The following is a 16,758-nucleotide window of genomic DNA, read 5'->3' on the forward strand; positions in this document are numbered from 1 at the left end:
ACCGACGTCGCCCCCAAGACCCGCCGGCTGGGTCCCGGTCGACACAGCCGACAGACATCAGGCGCACGTCACACATCGCGGCGCGATCTGATCGGCCAGCGATCCCGTGGTCGAGGAAACGGCTGTGCCGCACAGAAAACCTGCCTGCTCCCAGAATCCGGGGCAGGTCACACGGTGGATTCGACCCCGCGCTCGGTCACTCGCTCCTCCAGGTCGTTGAGCACGGCGTTCACCGGCATCCAGCACATGTTCACGGTGTCCTTGTTGGGGGTGAAGTCGCGCTCCAACTGTTGGCGCGGATGGATGTAGTTGCGGAAGTCGCGGACGTGGTGGAGGAAATTCCTGGCGTCCAGCTCGATCAGGCGCTGCCGGTGCGCGGTCTCGATCAACAACTCCAAACCGGCCCTGCTCGCGGGCACCTGCCGGCCGTCCCGGCCGCGAAAGCCGGCACGGACCAGGTCGGGGAACTGCTCCTTCAGGACGGTGAAGAGCAGTCCCTCGACGAAGCTGCCGATGCCGAACAGCGCCAGCAGATAGGCGCCAGAGGCCTCCGCCGACCGGCTCTGCTCGATCCGGTCGACCAGCAGGGCAATCACCTGCTCGTCGGACAGCAGCACGCGCAGGCGCCGCTCGACCTCGACCGGAGCGCCGTACACCGGCCGCTCGGACTCATCGGTAAGCTCGCCGAGCACGGGACGCCCGCCGACGTAGGTGATCACGAGCCGCTCGAACTCCAGGACGCGGTTGAGCTCCTGGCGACACGCGTCGGCGGCCGCCATCCCGCCGTCGTATTCGAGCGGATCGCAGACGCGGCAGAGAAACCGTTCGATGTCGGCTCGACTGTCCGACCGGTCGGTGAGTGCGTCGACCAGCCAGGGGATCCGCTGCGAACCGTCGTACTGCGGCGGGTCGGCCCACCCGGCGCTGCTCAGCAGCTGCTCAAGCTCGTAACCACGACGCTCGTTCGGGCTGTCGATGTCGACGACGAGCCGGGCGACCCGGTCCAATGTCCTGCCGTCAAGCGGAAACATCAGCTTGCCTCCCCCTTCATCGACTTCTCCACCTCGTCGAGCGCGATGGACGCCCGTTCCACGATCCGCCTACCACGGCGTGAGAACCGCAGCTCCTCCCGCATCTGGTCGATCCGCGTCTCCCGATCCAGCGCCAGCCCGTCGGACAGCACCCACCGGGCGATCGCCGTCAGCTCGGCCGGGCTGTACTCATCGATCTTGGCTCGATAGGGCACCGGTGGCCGAGGACCCCGAACCACCTTCGTGACGGGCGCCTCAACGCGTTCGACGGCCGGTGGCGCCGGATCCGGCTCCCGGTCGGCGTCGGCGACGGCCTCGCGCCAGCGCTCGACGATTCTCGCGGTCTGCTTCTCCGGATCGCTGAACCACTCGCTGGCCCACACGCGGTGGAAACGCCAACCGAGCCGTTCGAGATGTTCCTGCCGCAGCCGGTCGCGGTCGCGCGCCGACTCCGACCAGTGGTACCGGTCGCCGTCGGCTTCGACGGCCAGCACCATCCGGCCGTCCTGCTCCGGATGGGAGAGCGCGAAGTCGATGCGGTAGCCCGAAACACCCCACTGCGCTACGACGGGGACGCCCGCGGCCACCAACGCCTCCTGGATGCTGCGCTCGAATCCGTTGAGCTCCTGGGCGTCTGCCCGGCCGATGTCCGCTGGTCGGCCGCCGTCAGCCGCCAGCTCCAGGAATCGCCGCAGCAGCGCGGGTCCCTGGGCGTGCCAGTCGGGGGCCATGTCGTGATGGGTGAACGTGCTGGCCACCCACATCCGGCGCCGGGCCCGGGTGACCGCGACGTTCAGGCGCCGCTCACCGCCCTCGTGGTTGAGCGGGCCGAAGCGCATCGGCAGCCGGCCGTCAGGCCCCTTGGAGTAGCCGATGCTGAGGATGATCGCATCCCGCTCGTCACCCTGCACCCGCTCCAGGCTCTTGACGAACAACCGTCGGCCGGGGCCCTGCATCCGCGCGGTGAACTCGGCCAGTTCCGGATGCTGCTGGGCGGCCCGGCGCAACGCACCCTCGATGCGGTCGGCGTTCTTCACGTTCATCGAGATCACGCCCAGTGTGTCGGCTGGATGCTGTCGCACGTGCTCGCGCACGAGCTCGACCACGCGGCTGACCTCCTCGTCGGCCACGCCGCCGGAACCCGGCGCGGCGTAGCCGTCCACGATCTCCAGCCGAAGCGGGCTCTCCTCGTTGCGGCCGGGGAAGGTGACCAGCTTGTCGCCGTAGATCTCGTGGTTGGAGAACGCGATCAGCCGCTCGTCCTGGCTGCGGTAGTGCCATCGGAGCGTGTGGGAACGTGGGATCAGAGCGGCCAGGCACTTCAGGATCGACTCGAAGTCACCGACGCTCGGTGTCGCCGCCTGCTGGTCGTCGTCCTCCTCGTCCTCTCCCGCGGCGCCGAGCAGGGTGCGACGGAAGAACTTGGTCGGCGGCAGCTGCCGGTCGTCGCCGGCCACCACGAGCTGTTCGCCGCGCATGATGGCGGTCATCGCGTCGTACGGCTCGACCTGGCTGGCCTCGTCGAAGATCACCAGGTCGAACAGCCGCTGCGCCGGGAGCAGGCGGCTGACCACGATCGGCGACATCGCCCAGCACGGCCTCGCCGCCAACAGGACATCCGGCGCCTTGGCCACCAGCTTGCGGATGGGCATGTGGCCGCGCTTGCGCTTCGCCTCGCCGAGCACCAGCGCGTTCTGCTGCGGATTGGCGTCGCGGGCCGTTCGCAACCGCTCGGCGACGGATCGCCTGATCCGGTGGGCGTTGAGCCGAAAGTGCTCGGCGTCGGCCTCCCTGAACTCCGCGACGACCCGGTCGTGCTGCAGCCCGGTGAACTGGGCCAGGTAGGGCACCCGTAGCTTGAGCTCCTCCAGCAACGAACTGTGCCAGGAGAACCGCAGCACGTTCAGCGCCTCGTCGGCATCGGCGTCCCGGCCGACCAGCTCGTCAAGCAGCCGCTCCAGCCCCAAAGCGTGCAACCTATCGGTGATCGTGTTCAGCTCGGGAATCCGGTAGAGCGTGTTCAGATCGCCCTTGAGCTCCTTGAGGGTCGAGGTGACCCGCTCCTCCGACCACTGCCCGGGCTCCTCGATGCGAGCGGACATCGCCACCGCGGCCAACTGGTCACGGACCTCGGTGAACAGGGTGAGCGCCTCGCCGAGCCCGAGGACCGCGGCCGGCGTGCCGCCCTCGATGGCCAACTGCCCCCAGCGGTCGAGCTGTGTCGACGCTGCCAACATCTCGTCGTGCAGAGTGGCCCGGTCGCATTTGCCGACCGTGCGCCTCGCGCGGATCTCCTTGCGTAGCCCCCGACGTCGCCACCAGCCCAGTCCACGGGGATGCCGAGCCCGCCATACGCGGTCACCCGTGGCGAAACACAGGTCGTCCAACGAGGCCGAGAAGATCTCCTCGTCGTAGTAGGACACGGTCTTCTCCACGTCGCCGAGCAGCCCCAGCACGTCCTGCCACCCTGCCAGGTCGAGCGGTCGGCGCAGGCCAGCCCGGCCGACCAGCGCGCGGAGCTCGGACTGGGCGTCCCGCCACGACCTCCCGGTCAACTCGTCGAGCTGCACCCGGACCTGCGCGACATCCCGTTCGTCCCGGATTTCGCAGCGCGACCACGGTGAGTCGCCCCGCCGGACCGCCAGGCCTCCCATGTTGACGAACCTGACGAGGTCGTTCTCGACGTGCCGCAGCACGTCCCGACTGAGCGCGTTCAGCTGGGAACTCCGGAAGTACACCTCGTTGCTGGCGTTCCTCGGCAGGTCGAGCAGCGCGTTGTAGATCTGGTACGCGCTCGTCTCCCAGGGCGCGCGGGGATCGTGCAGCTCGTGGACGTGCTGGATCATCTGCCTGCGGTGGTCGGCCAACCGCTCGTGCAGCCCGTTCACCTGCGGCGGCAGTTGCCGGCTGGCCCGGTCCAACGACTCGGCGACCTGCTCGGCCACCTGGCGCCGGCCGAGCTTCTGCTCGTGCAGGTCCAGCACGAGGTGGTGCAGGTCGACCTGTTCCAGCCGCTCGGTGACGGCCTCGATCGCGGCGCGCTTCTCGGTGACGAACAAGATGCGCTTCCCGCGTGCCACCCCTGAAGCGATGATATTGGCGATGGTCTGGCTCTTGCCCGTTCCCGGCGGTCCCTGGATGACCACGTGCTGGCCGTCGAGCACCGCGAGAATCGCCTGCTGTTGCGACGAGTCCGCGTCCAACACCAGGAACTCGTCGCTTGGCGGCACGTCGTCGGGCCGGCCGGGCCGATAACCCGCGGCGTCCCCCTGCAGCGAGTCGATCGCCGGCCCGTACCCCGCAGCCGCGGCGATCACGTCGTGGCCGGCCAGCAACTCGCCGGCGCTCTTGAGGTCCTTGACCATCGGCAGGTTCTCGAAGCTGAACAGCCCGGCCAACACCCGTTCCTCCAGGTCGGCCGTCAGGTTCTGCCGAGCCAACAGCTCGACGATCGCTTCGTGTAGGCGCTTCACCTGATCGTTCGGCGCTTCGGTCTCGTCCAGCAGGGAGTTGAGCTGCTCCTGGGTCCGGTCCAGATCCAGATCCACGCCGAACTGTCGGTTCAGCGCGTACAGCATCACCGGGTTGACTTCCGCGTCGCCGACCAGGTCGATGGTGTAGTCGGTCTCCGCCGCGGTTCTCGCCTCGATGCTGATCGCCTGCAGCAACAACGGCGCGCGCAGCGGCTGCACCGGCGTCGTCCCCCGGGTGGCCGGCGGCGTGAGACGCAGCAGCCCCCGGGCCACGCGTCCCACCTCGACTCCCTGTTCCTCCTCCAGCTGGAGCATCTTGCGCCGGAGATTGCGCGCCTTGACGCAGGCGCTCGCGTGTTCTTCCTGCGTCGGCAACAACGCCGACAACCTCGTTTTCCGTCCACCGAGCAACTGCCCGAGCGCCTCGGCATTCGCCTCGGTCAGGTCAAGCGTTGTCGTCTTCGTGTCCCGATAGTGCAGGAGCGTGTTCTGCGGTCCGAGGTCGATCAGCTCGTCGGCCCACTGCTCGGCTTTGCCTCGCACCACGTCCAACCGACTGGCACCGTTCGCGGTCACGCGCGGTCTCCCCTTCCACGATCCATTCCTCGGCCGGGGCAGCGCCCGACGCCCGCCGTCGCGCCGGCCAGCCAGTCAGTTTCGCCGACCGGGAACAACCAGTCTGCTGCCATCCGGGTTGTTCGGACTCACCCGAAAGGTGAATGGACACGGAAATGGGCATCGACCACCCGGCCCATTTCCCGCATTTTAGGGACTGAGCCGCGATAGGCTCGACACCGAGGCGCGAAGGGCGGGGATTGTCAGGGGTAGGGGTTAATGTGCGGCCGACCGTGTAACGCCGCCAATTTCATGGAGTGCTCATGAGCACGAGCTCAGCCTTCGACGAGTTCCAGCGCACCGTCGACGCCGACCCCGAACAGGTCCGCCTCGCCCGCGAGCGCCGGGACGTGTTCCGCCGGACCCTGACCAAGGGCGTCGACGTGGACGAGTCCTGGAGCTCGGGCTCACTGCGACGCGCCACGCAGCTCAAGCCGGTGCACGACGTCGACATGGTCGTGGTGTTCGCCAGCGAGGCGCACCCGACCTGGGGCCTGCCCGGCGGATCCTCCGAGGAGGCCCTGCGGTTCACGCAGCAGTGGGTCAAGGCCGAGCTCGGCGATCCGAACGGGACGGTCCAGCAGTGGGTTCGGCGCGCTGATCCCCGCAACCGCGCCGTCAAGTGCTTCCTCGACGACCCCGACGACCCGAACGGTTTCACCGTCGACGTGATGCCGGTGCTCCGCCGGACGGACGGCACGCTGCTGATCCCCGGCCGGGAGGAGGACCGCTGGATCGCCGCGAACCCCGAGTTCCTCATCAACCTCGTGGAGCAGCGCCAGCAGGCCTGGCCCTACTTTCGGCCGATGGTCCGTGTGCTCAAGCAGTGGCGGCTCGGCATCACGGCCAAGCCGCCGATCAAGAGCCTGGTGATGGAGGTGTTGGCGCTCATGTGCATGCCGGAGCGGCCCGTCTCACGCGCCGTCGCCCTGAGCCGGTTCTTCACCAGCGCCGCCGTGGCCGTCAACGCGCCGATCGTCGATCCCGCCGGCTACTGCGGCCCGATCCAGCCCGACCTCGACACGGTCGCCCTGCGCACCGCGCTGGAGCAGGCCCGAGACCTGGCGGCGCAGGCTGTCACCGCCGAGGACAAGGGCGACGACTCGTACGCGAAGACGTTGTGGCGCAAGGTTCTCGGCGCCGAATTCCCGGCGCCGGCGTCCGCGACGCCGAAGCGGTCGGCCTTGTTCGCGCCCACGTACGCGGTGCACGACGGTCCCCAGGGCTGAACCGGTGCCGATCACTTGGTGGCAGTGCGAACCACGACGACTCGCCAGGGACCACCGGGAAGTGGGCGAGCGCTTCCCGGAGTTGACCTGGGTTCCGGAAGGCGCCGGGCGTTGGCAGGGGCGGCTGCCGGTGTGGCCGTTCGACCGCCCTGCCCCGCCGGGCGTCGACATCCTTACCGACAACCTGGGTCTGGGGCTGGAACTCCGCTACAACCATGCCTATCCCGCGGCCGTGCCGGCCGTCTTCCCGGTCGACCCGGAGCCCGACATCCACAGCCGCACCCAGCACCGATGGCACCTGCTGGGCGACGGCAGCCTCTGTCTGCTGGCTCAGCCGGCCCAGTGGACGTGCCGCGATTCGGTGGTCGAGCTGCTGCTCAAGGCGGCCGGCTGGCGCATCGAGTACGCGCTGATGACCAGCGACGCCATCGAATCCATGACCGAGAACGGGATCGTGGCGGATCCACAGCACGACGAGCTGATCACGGAGGTGGCCCGCCGTGGCTGACCACATGATCATGCTCACCGCCTCGGCGGCGCAGGCTATCCGGTCGGGCAACGGCTGGGGCCACCTGACATTGAAGGTGTCCGGGCCTGAACTGCTGGCCGGCGTGTCCGCGGTGTCCAGTGGGAACGGGCCGAAGATGGCGACCGAGCCCGCGCCATTGGGCCACTTCGTGCGATCCGGCGACGACATCGCGACCGGGCACTGGTATCGGGTGCCGGCTTTTGTGAACCTGCAATGGCTCTTTGCTCGCGCTCAGGACGGCATGATCGAGCTGGCCGTGTTCCGTGGGCTGATCCCGAACGGCTTCCGCAGCCCCGGCGGCGGCGCCTATCTGGCCATCACCCACGCGCTTGACGCAGAGGCCGAGTTTCCCGAGATGACGGTGCCCGAGTTCGCGCTATGGCGGCTCACGGCCGAGGGCGCATTGCCTTTGCCGATCAGTGTCCAACCGACACGCACCGGCATGCCCGCGCTCGAGCCGCATTGGCCGGTCGCGGAACTCGCCGAGACGACGATGCTGGTAGTGGGCACGGGCAGCATCGGCGGGGCGGTCGCGCACGCGTTGGCCGGCTACGGCATCGGGCGACTCCACCTGCTCGACCCTGATCGGCTTCAGTGGCACAACCTGCCCCGGCATGTGTGCGGGGAACGGCACGTCGGCCGGTTCAAGGTCAACGCGCTGCGGGACGACCTCGCGGAACTCCGCCCGGACACGACCGTGGAGCAGCATGTGCTGAACGTGGTCACCGACGCCGACAAGGTCCGTGATCTGCTGACCGAGGTGGATCTGGTGCTGTGCGCGGCCGACGGCGTGCCGCCGCGACAGGTGGTAAGCCATCTGGCCCGACGTGCCGGCAAGACCGCGGTCCTCGCCTGCGTGCTGGAGACCGGCGGACTCGGCGAGATCATCAGACTCCGGCCGTGGGCGGATGTGGGGTGCCTCGGCTGCCAGCGCGAAGCATTGTTCAACGCGGGCGGCCTGAGGCCGGAGCCGACGTTGGACGCCGAGTACGGCATCGGCACGACCCACCGACCGATGACCGCGGTCGGCGCCGACCTGCACCTGGTCGGTCAGCTCGCGGCCAAGGTGGCCGTGGCCACCCTGCTCGAACGCCAGGGGCATCACGATCAGGTACTCGGCGGCGAGCACGGCGTGATCGCGCTCCGCCCGCAGCCCGGGTGGTTGCCGCCTTACGACGTCAACCGGCTCGGCGCCGTCACATGGCATCCGGCCGGCCCACCGTCACCCGGATGCCCGACCTGTGAGGCGCCGTGAGTGGCCCCGACACCCTGGAAAGCGGCACAATGATCGACAAGCCGAACACGGCCAGGAGGCACATGGTGGAGGTTCCGGCAGCCGTTCGGGACGCGTTGGCCAACCTGGCCCTCGACACTCCGCTGCGGCAGGGCATCGAGCGGGTCAGCGCGGCCCGCGTCGGCGGCCTGTTCGTGCTCGGCGACGACGAGTCGGTGGCCGCGATCTGCGAACAGGGCTTCCCGATCGACAACGTCGCGGCATCGGCCGAGAACATCGCCCAGTTCTCGAAAATGGACCTCGCCCTGGTGTTGTCGACCGACAGGGCCGAGATCCGCCGCTTCAACACCGTGCTCGCGCCCCGCTCGACCGTTCTCGCGCAGGGCATCGGCGCACGTCACGTCACCGCTGCCCGCACCGCTCGGGACATCAAGTTCCCGGTGGTCGCGGTCAGCGAGGAGACCGGTCAGATCACGCTGTTCGTCGGCGAGCACATGCACAAGCTCAGTTCCCGACCAGTGTTGCTCAGCAAGGCCACGATCAACCTGTTGGCGCTGCACTCCTGGGTGCAGGAGCTGACCTGCGCGCCTCCCGGGATCGGCGGTGCCACCGAGCTGATCGAACAGGCCCGGCGGGCGGTGGCGGAGATCGACACGTATCTGCTGGAACTCGGGGACCGAGGCAACTACGTCGAGCAGGTGCTCGACGTGCTGTGCTACCAGGTCGGGCTGTCCCGGATGTCGTCGGATCCGAACCTTGTGTCGCAGCGGGTCCCGCTGATGTACGCCGTCACCGAAGAGCTCGACAGCTGGTACGACCACGCGCTGAACGCGGCCGACCAGACGCTCGCCGAGCGGCCGGCACAGGTGCTCGGCGCGCACGACCGCGCCTTCCCCCGCATGTCCTTCGACACCGACCGGGACGCCGTCTTGTGGTACGAGGAGACCGCGGTCAAGCTGCTCATCTCGATCCGCAGGGCCGCCTCGAACGGCGACCCTGGGATCGCACTTCGCCGCGCCTTGGCCATGCTGGAGTACTTCTACCGCCGCAAGCCCTGGACGGCGTGGATCGACGTGCTCACGCTCGCCCTGCTGGCGGCTCGCGAACTCGGCGACAAGCCCGCCGAGGCGTCGCTGCTGACCAGTCTCGGTGTCGCGCAGCGCGAACTGCACAACTACGAGGACGCCTTCGAGCTGTGGCGCCTCGCCGACGTCGCGTGGCGGGACTGCGGCGACCGGCTCGGCCGGGCGGAACTGTTGAACCACCTCGCCTACGCCCACGACGAGATCGGCGACGTCGACACGGCGCTGCGCTGTGCACAGGACGCCCTGGACCTGATCCAGGACGCCGAGGACGAACGACTCCGCGGCAAGGTGCTCAACAACCTCAGCGGCATCCGCTGTCGGCAGGGCGAATTCGGCCAGGCCGTCGAACTCGCCGAAGCGGCGATGCGGGCATTCGACCGGACCGGGTACCGCCGGGGCTTCTTCTGGGCCCTGTCCAACAAGGCCAACGCCTGCCGCGACGGCGGCCGCCACGACGAGGCGCTCGAGTGCTACCGGACGGCATTGTCCGCACGGCTGGGCAGCGACGACCTCTACGGCACCGCCATCACCCGCGCGGACCTCGGCCTCGCCCTGCACGCCATCGGCGACGCCGACCGCGCACGAGAGGAACTTCAGTTGGCTGAGGCGTACTTCCGGGAGCTCGGCGACCCGCGGGCGGCGGCGATCAGCAGTGCCCTGGCCGAATTGGACTCGCCATGACCGACAGCCGCGGCGGCGTGCGCAACGAGATCACCGGGCAGTCCGTCCACACGGCGGTGCAGGCGGGATCCATCGACTCCGTCGTGATCGTCGAGTCGAAGACCACCCGGCCTACACCGCAGCAACTGCCGAGGGCGGTCCAGCACTTCGTCAACCGCCTGGCCATGTTCGACCTACTGGACCGCCAGGCCACCACGGGTGGCGTGTCCCTGCTCGTCGGCACCCCCGGCGTCGGCAAGACGGCGGCGGTCGTGCACTGGGCGCACCGGTCGCTGTCCCTGTTCCCCGACGGGGTGCTGTTCGCCAACCTGCGCGGCTTCGACCCGGTCAGCCCGCCGGCCGAGCCCGGTGAGGTGCTCGACGGCTTCCTGCACGCCATGGGGGCGACCGATCTGGCGACGACCAGCGTCGACGCTCGTGCCGGCATGTTCCGTTCCTTGGTGCACGATCGACGGATGCTCGTGCTGCTCGACGACGCCGTCAGCGCGACGCAGGTCCGGCCGCTGTTACCCGGGAGCGAGACCGTCACCGTCGTGGTGACCAGTCGAAGCTCGTTGTCCGGGCTGAAAGCGTTGGAGGGGGCCACCGGTATGAATCTCGAGCCGCTCGACGACGGCGCGTCGCTGACCCTGCTGCGTGAGGTCAGCGATGCCGCTCTGGTTGAACATGATCCGACGGCATCGGCAGTTCTGGTGCGGATGTGCGGCAACCTCCCGCTGGCACTGCGGATCGCCGGCGAGCGACTCGCGGAGGGCGGCTACGCCGGCGTGGCCGAGCTCGTGTCCGAGCTGGCCGACGAACGCGATCGCCTGGACGTGCTCGCGACCGACGACGACGCCGGCGCCGTCCGAGCGGTGTTCTCCTTGTCCTACAAAGCACTTACCGCGCAGGTGGCCGAGGTCTTCCGACTGCTCGGCCTGCATCCCGGCATGGACTTCGACCGGGATGCCGCGGCCGCGCTGACCGGTCTGCGGCCGGGCCCGCTTCGTTCGGCGCTCGATGCGCTCAGGTCGGCCAGCCTGTTGGAAATGCCGACAGCGCAACGCTATCGGTTCCACAGCCTGCTTCGCGCCTATGCTGCCGAACGCGCCGCCGCGACTGAGTCGGAGGACCGCCGCCACACGGCCGTACGCGCTCTCCTGTCGTGGTACCTGAGTTCGGCGCATGCCGCCGGCCGGATCCTCAATCCTCGCCGCCGCAGCGACCCGCAGCCGCCAACGACCGGCCGGGAATTCGACGACGTGCAGTCGGCCCTGGACTGGTGTTCACTCGAACGAGCCAACCTCACCGCCGCCGTCCGGCTCGCCGCCGACGCCGGCGAGCACGAGATCGCGTGGCAGCTGGCGGCCGCGTTGTGGGGCTACTTCTACCGAAGAAAGCCTTGGGACGATTGGATTGCCACCCACCGCATCGGTCTGGCCGCCGCGGAGCGAGCCGGCGACGACTTCGGCGCTGCCACCCTGCTCGGCAACCTCGCCATCGCGTACCGGGAACTGCACCAGCAGGCCGATGCCGAGGACTGCTTCCGCCGTGCGCTCGAAATCTGGACCCGCCGGGCAGACAGTTACGGCGAGGCGTTGGTGTGCATCGGATACGGCAACGCATGCCGCGAGTGGGGCCGGCTCGACGAGGCCGTGTCGTTCTCGCTGCGGGCGCTCGCCGGCTGGGAGTCCCTGGGCGACCGGCACGGCGAAGGCATGACCCACAACAGCCTCAGCGGTGTCTTCCGCGAACTCGGCGAGCTCGACCGCGCACTGGCGCATTCCAGCCGGGCTGTCGCCGTGTTCCACGAACTCGGCGACCGCTACTCCGAATCCTGGGCGCTCAACGGCACCGCCAACGTGCATCGGGCGCTCGGTCAGCTCGCCGAGGCCATCGACCTCCACCAGCAGGCGCTCGATGTCCGCAACGAACTGGACGACCGCTACGGGCAGGCAATGACCTTGGAGAGCCTCGCCGAAGACTACGATCGAGCCGGCATGAGCGAAGCCCGCCGGGACGCCTTGCGCAGGGCTTTGGCCATATTCCGCGAACTCGGCGACCCCAAGGCCGACGGGATAGCCGCCGCGCTGCGCTGACCCCGGTGTTCGGTGCTCACCGAGCGAAGGAGGACGGCGTCCCCCGAGGTGATGCGGCGGCCCCGGCTCGGCCAGAAGATGAAGGGCATCGGCCGGGTGTACGACCACATGGCGCCGACGGCGCATGTCCTGCGAACGCTGGAGGCGAGGTGGCATTCGTCGCACTGACGGCGGCAGAGCGACTGCAGTTGGGCGACTGATTCCCCCGCATGACGCCCGCCCTCGACGCCGCCGCGGAGGCCAGGTCGTCCGGCCATGCCATATTCTCGCCAAATAGTCTTGGTCGGACACGAAAACGGCCAACGAAGATCGTCGACCGTAATTCTCACCAGCATATATAACTGGCGGGCGATACTGGGATTGAACCAGTGGCCCCTACCTTGTCAAGATTGTGACGCCCCCCGTTGACCTGCGGCGACACCAATCGCCGCAGGTCAACGTCGTGTCAGCCCCCTCGTTCACCCACTTCCGACCCGTTCCGCCGGGTTCCCAGCGGCACGACATGATCGACGAGGGTCGCGAGCTCGTACGGCAACGCCGGCGATCAAGCACGGCCTGTCGAGGGACTCAACCGACCAGCTCGGTCGTCGACTCGGCGCGGAACGTGCGGCGGTAGGCGTGCGGGGACACCCCGAGTTCGGCGTTCATGTGCTGGCGCAACGACGTGGCGGTGGCGAAGCCGACATCGGCGGCGATCTGGTCGACCGACAACGTGCTGGACTCCAGCAGATGCCGGGCCCGATGCAGGCGCTGCTGGATGATCCACCGGTGCGGCGGCAGGCCCGTCTCGTCGCGGAACCTGCGGGCGAAGGTGCGAGGGCTCATGTGCACCAGGTCCGCCAACTCGGGAACGCTCAGCGGCGCGGCCATGTGCTCCAGCGCCCACTGGCGTGCCGGCGCGGTGGAGGAAGCCGGGTCGTCGGGCACGGGCCGGTCGATGTACTGGGCCTGGCCGCCGTCACGGAACGGCGGCACCACACAACGACGCGCGGCACGGTTGGCGATCTCGCTGCCCAGGTCCGAGCGGATCAGGTGCAGGCACAGGTCCACTCCGGACGCGGCGCCGGCGGAGGTCAGGACCTCGCCGTCGTCGATGAACAGCACGTCTTCGTCCAAACGGATGTGCGGGAACCACATGCGGAACTGCTCGGCCGCCTCCCAGTGCGTGGTGGCGCGGCGACGGTCGAGCAGACCGGCGGCGGCCAGCACGAACGCGCCGGTGCAGATCGAGGCCACCCGGGTGCCGGGCCGGATCCGCCGCATCGCGGTGGCCACCGGTTCGGACAACCGGGGCCCGAGGCGGGACGGATGCGTCGGGGCGACGATGACCGTGCCGGCGGACTCCAGGATTTCCGGACCGTGCGCCGGCGTGATGGCGAAGCCGGCATTCGTCTCGATGGGACCGCCGTCCACCGAGCACGTCCGCACCTCGTAGGCACCGCCGGCCGCCCCGAACACGCGGGCCGGGATGCCCAGCTCGAACGGGAACACCCCATCGAGCGCGAGCACGGCGATCTGGTGCGGGGGCGCTCCGTCGGACGGCATGGCAGAATTCTATCGGAAGCTGACCAATCTGCCATGGTCGACGGATCCGTGCTGGTCGCAGCATTGATCGCATGACCGACACCATGCAGATCATCAGCCAGAACCGGCTCGGCGGGCCCGAGGTCCTCACGCCCACCACGGCCCCGGTCCCGAAGCCCGGCATCAGCCAGATCCTCGTCCGGGTGCACGCCGCCGGCGTGAACCCGATCGACGCCACCAACCGCCAGACCGGCATGTTCCTGGGCGAACCGCCGTTCACGCTCGGCTGGGACGTCTCCGGCACCGTGGCGGCGGTCGGCCTCGGCGTCACCGTCCACCAGGTCGGCGACGAGGTCTTCGGCATGCTGCCCTTCCCCGGCGGACACGGGGCGTACGCGGAGTACGCCGTCGTCCCGGCCCGCTTGTTCGTGCCCAAGCCCGACGCGCTCACGCACATCGAGGCGGCGGCGCTGCCGTTGGCCGGACTGACCGCCTGGCAGGCGCTGGCCGAGACAGCGCACGTCACCGCCGGCAGCCGGGTGCTGATCAACGGCGCGGCCGGCGGCGTCGGCCACCTCGCCGTGCAGATCGCCAAGGCGCTCGGCGCGCACGTCACCGCCGTGGTGTCCTCCCCCAACGTCGACTTCGCGCGTGCGCTCGGCGCCGACGAGGTGATCGACCGCGTCACCACCGACTACACCAAGTCGGTCCGGGATCTGGACGTCGTGCTGGACACCACCGGTGGGGACCCGCTGCCGGCCTTCGACTCCCTCAAGGTCGGCGGTGTCTTCGTCACCCTCGCGCCTCCGGCGCTGGGTCCGGCCAGGGCCGAGGCCGAGCGCCGGCGCATCCGCACCGCGACGCTGCTCGTCGAGGCCGACCGGGTCGGCATGAACGCCCTCGTCGGCCTCGTGGCCGGCAAGCAACTGGCTCCGGTGGTCGGCGCGACGTTCCCGTTGGCCGAGGCGGGCGCGGCCCAGAGCGCCCAGCCCGCTCGCGGCAAGACCGTGCTCGTCGTCAGTTGATCGCCGTTTCCCAATTCCAGAAAGAGTTTCACTCATGAATGCGCCCTTGAACGGGACCGTCGCGCTGGTGACCGGCGCCAGCAGCGGCATCGGCGCCGCGATCGCCCGCGGCCTGGCCGCGGACGGCGCGGCCGTCGCACTGGTCGCCCGCCGCGTCGACCGACTGAAGTCGCTCGTCACCGATGCCACGCGGGCGGCCGATGCCGTCGCACGCGCGGTCACCGAATGGGGCCGGCTGGACATCGTGGTCAACAACGCCGGCCTCATGCTGGCCGGCCCGGTCGCCGACGCGCCCGACGGCGAGTGGGAGCGGATGCTTTCGGTCAACCTCAACGGCACGCTCAACATCGCCAGGGCCGCCCTGCCGCACCTGCGGCGTGCCGCCACCATCGGGCCGCGCGGCGTGGCGGACCTGGTCAACATCAGCTCGACCTCGGGCCGGCTGGCCCGGTCCGGCAACGCCGTCTACAGCCTGACCAAGTTCGGCGTCAACGGCTTCTCCGAGGCGCTGCGGCAGGAACTGGTGCCGCACCGCGTGCGGGTCGGCGTGGTGGCGCCGGGCATCGTCGACACCGAGATGGCCACCCACACACGCGACGGCGTCCGGGAGGCCTTCCTGGACCAGGTCGCCGAAGTGACGTTGATGCAGCCCTCGGACATCGCCGACGCGGTGCGGTACATGGTGACCCGTGGCCGACGCGTCGCGGTCAACGAGATGCTGGTTCGTGCCGCCGAGCAGACCTGGTGACGGCGCCGGAAAACTCCGGCGCCGGTCGCGTCGTGCGAGGAGACTTGTCACGCGGCAGGCCACGCAACCCCGCCTCGCGCATGAGCCACTCGACCGTGCACCGGGCCACATCCACACCCTGCCGGTTCAGCTCGGCCCAGACCTTGCGGACCCCGTAGACGTCGTAGTTCGCCTGGTGCACCCGCTTGATCTTCTCCATCAGCACCCGGTCGGACGCCGCGCGGGCGGACTCGGGACGTGTCATGGCGGCGTAGTAGGTCGACGGTGCGATCTGCGCGGGCGTGCCCTCAAGCACCCGCAGGACCGGCTGGACACCGTGCTCCTTTCGTTGGGAGTCAACGAAAGCGACCTTCATCGCGAGGGACGGTCCAGCTCCGCCGCGAAGAAAGACGCCGCTGACTTCAGGATCTGGTTCGCCCGACGCAGCTCACGCACCTCACGTTCCAACTCGGCGATCCTGGCGGAGTCTGTCGAGGCCGTTCCCGACGGTGTCCCGTCATCGGTTTCGGCCTGTTTCACCCACTGCCGCAACGCCTCGGGATGCACGCCGAGCTGGTCCGCGATCCGTTTGATCGCCCCGGCAGCCGACGCCGGGTCTCGCCTGGCCTCGACCACCAGACGGGTGGCCCGTGCACGCAACTCGTCGGGGTTCTTCCGTGGTGCCGCCATGACTACGAATCCTCCGGGTGTTCGATGTCTCCATCAAACCCGGGGCGAGACACGCCAGGGCGACCAAGGCCCGGCGAGTCGAGCGAAGACCCTACGATATCTCGCCACACCCGCCGAGCACCCAACACGTCGCCGAGCAGGCGACCGAAAGCCCATGTCCTCAAGAGTCCTCAGCCGACCCAACGGCGAGGAGAGACGGAAAGAAGTCTCGATCCTCCCAGCCGTCGCCGAACGCCTCAAGCACCCACTCAAAGTAAGGAATCGCCCGCAGGTCCCGCTCGCGCCTTTTAGCTTCAAGGATTCCTTCCACATCCCTCCGAAGCCAGGCCCATCGGAACCTGTAGCCAAAGAACTGCACAACCTCGGCCACGGCGGTAAATTCTCCAGAATTGATCACCCAGGTGATTGCACACCTGACTTCGGCCTCCAGCCCATCGGCTTCAACTCGATCCGCCACCTCAGCAAGGATCGGGTCAACATCGAGGGTTGAGTAGTGGCGCTCAAGGGCCGCCGCAACCTCCCGGAAGCGGTCCTTGAACACCGCACACCAGTCGTCCCCCGCTGCTCGCGTCACCAGGCCTCCTTGTACGTCTTGGGCCCGACGTCGAAACCGTTCCGACGGAAGGCATCCTCAGCGATCCGCCGCACATCGTCCCCACTGGGCTGGTAATTAGCCAGCGTCGTGCGCTGTGCCAACAACGACCAGAAGGCACAATGACGAGAAGGGGGGGGGGGGGGGGGGGGGGGGGGCCCCCCCCCCCCCCCCCCCCCCCCGCCGCGGCGGGGGGGGGCCCCCCCGCCCCGGGGGGGGGGGGTGGGGGGGGGGGGGGGGGGGCG

The 16,758-nt window shown here is 69.1% G+C and carries 14 protein-coding genes and 1 other annotated feature; of the genes, 8 read left to right on the forward strand and 6 right to left on the reverse strand.

Going from position 1 to position 16,758, the window contains the following annotated elements; all coding sequences use genetic code 11:
- Window positions 1–167: 167 nt before the first annotated feature.
- Both ACIG5F_RS41590 and ACIG5F_RS41595 read right to left on the reverse strand, forming a co-directional pair.
- Window positions 168–1,031, reverse strand: a complete 864-nt coding sequence (locus ACIG5F_RS41590; protein ID WP_396525704.1) for a hypothetical protein — start codon at window positions 1,029–1,031, stop codon at window positions 168–170.
- Complete coding sequence (locus tag ACIG5F_RS41595) at window positions 1,031–5,080, reverse strand: AAA domain-containing protein (RefSeq protein ID WP_396525706.1); 4,050 nt, start codon at window positions 5,078–5,080, stop codon at window positions 1,031–1,033. The genes ACIG5F_RS41590 and ACIG5F_RS41595 overlap by 1 nt, the downstream gene beginning before the upstream one ends.
- A 302-nt stretch (window positions 5,081–5,382) precedes the next feature.
- Between ACIG5F_RS41595 and ACIG5F_RS41600 the strand changes: the two genes are divergently transcribed.
- From ACIG5F_RS41600 to ACIG5F_RS41625, 6 genes are all read left to right on the forward strand, one after another.
- Entirely contained in the window at window positions 5,383–6,348 is a 966-nt protein-coding gene (locus tag ACIG5F_RS41600) for a hypothetical protein (protein WP_396525707.1), read from the forward strand.
- 61 nt (window positions 6,349–6,409) lie between these two features.
- On the forward strand, window positions 6,410–6,856 hold the full coding sequence (locus ACIG5F_RS41605) for a hypothetical protein (RefSeq protein ID WP_396525708.1): 447 nt from the start codon (window positions 6,410–6,412) through the stop codon (window positions 6,854–6,856).
- Complete coding sequence (locus tag ACIG5F_RS41610; protein ID WP_396525710.1) at window positions 6,849–8,132, forward strand: HesA/MoeB/ThiF family protein; 1,284 nt, start codon at window positions 6,849–6,851, stop codon at window positions 8,130–8,132. Before ACIG5F_RS41605 ends, ACIG5F_RS41610 begins: the two co-directional genes overlap by 8 nt.
- Before the next feature lie 65 nt (window positions 8,133–8,197).
- Window positions 8,198–9,877: a diadenylate cyclase gene (locus ACIG5F_RS41615; protein ID WP_396525712.1), complete on the forward strand. Its 1,680-nt coding sequence runs from the start codon at window positions 8,198–8,200 to the stop codon at window positions 9,875–9,877.
- Window positions 9,874–11,955: an ATP-binding protein gene (locus ACIG5F_RS41620; protein WP_396525713.1), complete on the forward strand. Its 2,082-nt coding sequence runs from the start codon at window positions 9,874–9,876 to the stop codon at window positions 11,953–11,955. Before ACIG5F_RS41615 ends, ACIG5F_RS41620 begins: the two co-directional genes overlap by 4 nt.
- Window positions 11,956–11,967: 12 nt before the next feature.
- The gene (locus tag ACIG5F_RS41625; protein WP_396525715.1) at window positions 11,968–12,123 is read left to right on the forward strand and encodes a hypothetical protein; all 156 of its coding nucleotides are present in this window, start codon (window positions 11,968–11,970) and stop codon (window positions 12,121–12,123) included.
- Between the two features lie 399 nt (window positions 12,124–12,522).
- On the opposite strand, the gene ACIG5F_RS41630 is transcribed toward ACIG5F_RS41625, so the two are convergent.
- Window positions 12,523–13,500 carry a GlxA family transcriptional regulator gene (locus ACIG5F_RS41630; RefSeq protein ID WP_396525717.1) on the reverse strand — a complete coding sequence of 326 codons (978 nt, stop codon included), beginning with the start codon at window positions 13,498–13,500 and terminating at the stop codon, window positions 12,523–12,525.
- A 71-nt stretch (window positions 13,501–13,571) separates the two neighbouring features.
- On the opposite strand from ACIG5F_RS41630, the gene ACIG5F_RS41635 reads away from it, so the two are divergent.
- Both ACIG5F_RS41635 and ACIG5F_RS41640 read left to right on the forward strand, forming a co-directional pair.
- Window positions 13,572–14,504 carry an NADP-dependent oxidoreductase gene (locus tag ACIG5F_RS41635; protein ID WP_396525718.1) on the forward strand — a complete coding sequence of 311 codons (933 nt, stop codon included), beginning with the start codon at window positions 13,572–13,574 and terminating at the stop codon, window positions 14,502–14,504.
- 34 nt (window positions 14,505–14,538) lie between these two features.
- Window positions 14,539–15,252 carry an SDR family NAD(P)-dependent oxidoreductase gene (locus tag ACIG5F_RS41640; protein ID WP_396525720.1) on the forward strand — a complete coding sequence of 238 codons (714 nt, stop codon included), beginning with the start codon at window positions 14,539–14,541 and terminating at the stop codon, window positions 15,250–15,252.
- Here the strand turns inward: ACIG5F_RS41640 and ACIG5F_RS41645 are convergent.
- The 3 genes from ACIG5F_RS41645 to ACIG5F_RS41655 all read right to left on the reverse strand — a co-directional run bounded on the left by ACIG5F_RS41645 (window position 15,212) and on the right by ACIG5F_RS41655 (window position 16,495).
- The gene (locus ACIG5F_RS41645) at window positions 15,212–15,607 is read right to left on the reverse strand and encodes an IS3 family transposase (RefSeq protein ID WP_396525722.1); all 396 of its coding nucleotides are present in this window, start codon (window positions 15,605–15,607) and stop codon (window positions 15,212–15,214) included. The genes ACIG5F_RS41640 and ACIG5F_RS41645 overlap by 41 nt on opposite strands.
- Window positions 15,515–15,646, reverse strand: a sequence feature (AL1L pseudoknot). Its footprint overlaps the gene before it by 93 nt.
- Window positions 15,604–15,921 (reverse strand): transposase, encoded by a 318-nt coding sequence (locus ACIG5F_RS41650; RefSeq protein WP_396525723.1) that lies wholly within the window; start codon window positions 15,919–15,921, stop codon window positions 15,604–15,606. (Overlaps the previous feature by 43 nt.) The genes ACIG5F_RS41645 and ACIG5F_RS41650 overlap by 4 nt, the downstream gene beginning before the upstream one ends.
- 160 nt (window positions 15,922–16,081) lie before the next feature.
- Window positions 16,082–16,495 carry a hypothetical protein gene (locus ACIG5F_RS41655; RefSeq protein WP_396525724.1) on the reverse strand — a complete coding sequence of 138 codons (414 nt, stop codon included), beginning with the start codon at window positions 16,493–16,495 and terminating at the stop codon, window positions 16,082–16,084.
- Window positions 16,496–16,758 lie beyond the last annotated feature (263 nt).

Origin of the sequence: Kutzneria sp. NPDC052558 (genome assembly GCF_044547355.1) — a bacterium.
GTDB lineage: Bacteria > Actinomycetota > Actinomycetes > Mycobacteriales > Pseudonocardiaceae > Kutzneria.

Coding starts and splice junctions, on each gene's coding strand:
- ACIG5F_RS41630 (WP_396525717.1), bottom strand. CDS start 13,500: ATGCCGTCCGACGGAGCGCCCCCGCACCAGATCGCCGTGCTCGCGCTC.
- ACIG5F_RS41620 (WP_396525713.1), top strand. CDS start 9,874: ATGACCGACAGCCGCGGCGGCGTGCGCAACGAGATCACCGGGCAGTCC.
- ACIG5F_RS41650 (WP_396525723.1), bottom strand. CDS start 15,921: ATGGCGGCACCACGGAAGAACCCCGACGAGTTGCGTGCACGGGCCACC.
- ACIG5F_RS41590 (WP_396525704.1), bottom strand. CDS start 1,031: ATGTTTCCGCTTGACGGCAGGACATTGGACCGGGTCGCCCGGCTCGTC.
- ACIG5F_RS41635 (WP_396525718.1), top strand. CDS start 13,572: ATGACCGACACCATGCAGATCATCAGCCAGAACCGGCTCGGCGGGCCC.
- ACIG5F_RS41600 (WP_396525707.1), top strand. CDS start 5,383: ATGAGCACGAGCTCAGCCTTCGACGAGTTCCAGCGCACCGTCGACGCC.
- ACIG5F_RS41640 (WP_396525720.1), top strand. CDS start 14,539: ATGAATGCGCCCTTGAACGGGACCGTCGCGCTGGTGACCGGCGCCAGC.
- ACIG5F_RS41645 (WP_396525722.1), bottom strand. CDS start 15,607: ATGAAGGTCGCTTTCGTTGACTCCCAACGAAAGGAGCACGGTGTCCAG.